Annotated in this window: 3 protein-coding genes; 2 read left to right on the plus strand and 1 reads right to left on the minus strand. The window is 37.4% G+C overall.

Annotated features, from left to right (window positions below):
- The coding region (locus AC1DDX_RS25360) for an aldehyde dehydrogenase family protein (protein ID WP_477622819.1) at positions 1-152 on the minus strand (152 nt) is incomplete at its 3' end.
- Positions 153-405: 253 nt separating this feature from the next.
- On the opposite strand from AC1DDX_RS25360, the gene AC1DDX_RS25365 reads away from it, so the two are divergent.
- Both AC1DDX_RS25365 and AC1DDX_RS25370 read left to right on the plus strand, forming a co-directional pair.
- A complete protein-coding gene (locus AC1DDX_RS25365; RefSeq protein ID WP_288881759.1) occupies positions 406-1,905 on the plus strand; it encodes a malate:quinone oxidoreductase in 1,500 nt (499 codons plus the stop codon).
- A gap of 288 nt (positions 1,906-2,193) precedes the next feature.
- A partial coding sequence (locus AC1DDX_RS25370) for an AsmA family protein (RefSeq protein ID WP_477622818.1) occupies positions 2,194-3,606 on the plus strand: 1,413 nt, incomplete at its 3' end.

Below are 3,606 nucleotides of genomic sequence, written 5' to 3' on the forward strand. Positions count from 1 at the left end.
AACAAAGAGGCCCTTTCAGCAAAACTTGAGTTTTGCCATTTCAACCAGGCAGTCTGCGTTGTAGCTATTTTTTTGTCGATTTGTTCCCAGGAATGTTCTTTATAGCTTTTGATTACTTTTCCAGTAACCGGATTAACTGATTGAATAGTCATGTTGTCTATTTAATTTATTAGCTCGCTAATTGATTAACAGATGTAAGCAAAAGTTGTTTGCGTTTATTAATACATCATTTTGCCATTCAATAAGCTGTTTTTAATTTAGATACTACCGATTTTCTTATGATTTAGGCTGTTTTATTAAAGAAAATAGGGTTTATGTAAATTAATCGCAATATAATTAAAATCAGGAGTGAGGTTTAGGTGAAAAATTTGATTAAGAATCGTATTTTTGCAAAAAATTTCAAAAATGACTGGTAAAACTAAATCAGATAGTACTGTTGATGTTGTATTAATTGGCGCTGGTATTATGAGCGCAACTTTGGGTGTATTACTTAAGGAATTGCAGCCAGATCTTAGTATTGAAATTTTTGAACGATTAGACGTAGCAGCCGCAGAAAGTTCTGATGCATGGAATAATGCGGGAACCGGGCACTCGGCTTTTTGTGAATTAAACTACACTCCACAACTAGCTGATGGTACAGTAGAAACTAAAAAAGCGGTTTCAATTGCTGAATCTTTTGAAGTATCCAAACAGTTTTGGTCTTTCCTGGTAAGGAATAAAATTGTTGATTCTCCTGAAACATTTATCAAAAGCATACCACATATCAGTTTTGTATGGGGGCAGGAGAACGTTGAATTTTTACGCGAGAGGTATAATAACCTTCAGAAAAGTGATCTTTTTAGAGGGATGACCTTTTCTGAAGATCCGAAAGAACTTGCTGAATGGATGCCTTTAGTAATGAACGACAGGGATTCGGCAGAGAAAGTTGCTGGAACAAAAATGGAGCTTGGTACCGATGTAAACTTTGGTGCCTTAACCAGAATGATGTTTAATTACCTTCAAAAGAAGGAAAGCGTAAGTATGCATTTTGACCATGAAGTTCGCAAACTAAAGCAAAAAGATGGTTTATGGGAAGTAAAGGTTAAAAATGAAACAACCGGTAAAAAAAGAGTTGTAAAAGCAAAATTCGTATTTATTGGCGCAGGCGGTGGTTCTTTACCACTTCTTGAAAAAGCGGGAATTCCAGAAGGAAATGGATTTGGCGGTTTCCCTGTAAGTGGACAATGGCTTAAATGTGTTAATCCGGAAGTTATTGAACGTCATAATGCAAAAGTATATGGAAAGGCGTCTGTTGGTGCCCCACCAATGTCTGTCCCACATCTTGACACAAGAATGATTGATGGTAAAAAAGCTTTGTTATTTGGCCCTTATGCTGGTTTCTCTACGCGTTTCTTGAAACATGGTTCTTTACTTGATTTACCTCTTTCAATAAAAATTAATAACATCAGACCGATGATATCGGCAGGTTTAGATAACCTGCAGCTTACCAAATACCTGATTGATCAGGTACGTCAGTCACCAGAAGATCGTCTGGCTGCGCTTAGAGAATATCTGCCAACCGCAAAAATGGAGGATTGGGAGCTCGAAACTGCTGGTCAGCGTGTTCAGGTAATTAAGAAGGATGAAAAACATGGTGGTGTACTTGAGTTTGGTACTGAAGTTGTTACTGCTGCCGATGGATCAATTGCAGCACTACTTGGTGCATCTCCGGGGGCATCTACTGCTGTTTCCATCATGATTACCTTAATGGAGCGTTGTTTTGCTGATCAGATTAAATCTGAAGAATGGCAGAAAAAACTAAAAAGTATGATTCCTTCTTATGGTGAGGCGCTGAACGGAAATGCTCAGTTAACTGAAGAGATCAGGATTCAAACCACACATGCACTTAATCTAAAAACGGCATAAGCAGAACTAGGGTTCTAGTAATCATACATTATATTCATAGTTACCCTTCCTCGTTCAAAGTGACCTTTCTCCGTCATCTCGACTGAAGGAGCGTATGCTCTAATCTCAAACAAAAAAACTTGAATAATCTATAAGAAAGACTTAAGGGTTTCTTAAGCCTTTCCTATAGATTTTTTCAAGTGCTAATCTTTTCCTGAATGTTTAAGTCTGGCAGCCCAAATGGAATAGGCTGCAGTTAATAAAAAGCCAGAATCATTATCTCGAAAACAATTATTATATTGTAAACGTTTGACTATAAAACAGAAAATGCCAAGCTGGTCTAAAATAACACTCAAAGTACTGGGTATCCTTATAGGGTTGATACTTCTAATTTTCTCAGCTCTTGCTTTATATGTGAACTCAAATAAAAAGAGTTTACTGGAAACCATAACGCAAAAGCTAAATAAAAACCTCCATGGCACGCTTACCATAGCAAGCATGGAACCCACCTTTTTACGCGGATTTCCTGGCGTCTCTATTAAACTAAACAATGTAGTGATGAAAGATAGCCTTTGGAAAAACCATCAGCATACGCTTTTAGATGCTAAAGAATTGGAAGTATCTGTAAATACCTTAGCCTTACTTAAGGGAACTATTGAAATAAAAAAAATAGGAATTAATGATGCAGCAATCTATCTGTTTACCGACAGTAATGGATATAGCAATACCGCTATTTTCCCCAAAAAAGACAAATCAAAAAAGCCAAAAGATGATAACAGCTCAAGCCCGGAACTGGGAAAGTTTACGTTAAGCAATGTCAGTTTTGTGGTAGACAATCAAAAAGGACATAAACTCTTTCAGTTTGACATTTACGATTTAAAGGGCAATATGGATTATCTTTTACTTGGCGGTTGGGAGGCTGACATTAAACTTAAAGCACTAGCCAAAAGCCTGGCATTTAACACCAGAAGAGGCAGCTTTATTAAAGACAAACTTTTAGAAGGTCCTTTTAAAATTACCTATAACGACGATTCCGGAATTTTGCTGGTAGCTCCTAATAAATTAAATATTGGAAAAGATCCATTTATAATTGGGGCTAAGTTTGATACTTCTAAAGAAAACACAGACTTTACCATCAATATAGAAACCAAAAATATTTTATGGCGCAATGCTTCCGCGTTGTTGGCTCCAAATATTACTGCTAAGCTCAACATGTTTGACCTTAAGCAACCTATACATGTTTATTGCACGCTGGCTGGCAATATGGGCCCTGGTGGAGACCCTGCTATCAATGTTAAGGCACTCATAAAGGATAATGTGCTAACCACGCGGGGTGGGGTAGTTGAAGATTGTAATTTTACCGGTTTTTTTACCAATAACTATATTAAAGGCAAAGGAATAAATGATGAAAACTCAGCCATTAAGCTCTTTAGTTTTAAAGGAAGCTATGCGCAGATACCATTTTCCATTGACACCGCCTTTATCAATAACCTGAATAAACCAATTGCCACGGGGCTGTTCACTTCACAGTTTGAAATTGCAAAGCTTAACAACGTCATCGGAGAGGAGATGCTCAAATTCGGTAACGGCACAGCAAATGTCAAACTGGCTTACCGTGCAGATATTGTAGATTTTATGCTGGCCAAACCTTTTGTTAAAGGCGTGGTGGATATTCAGAATGCAGATGTAAGTTATGTTCCCCGCAAGGTGAATTTCAAAACC

The sequence above is a fragment of the Pedobacter sp. 10L46_2 genome, assembly GCF_056395165.1.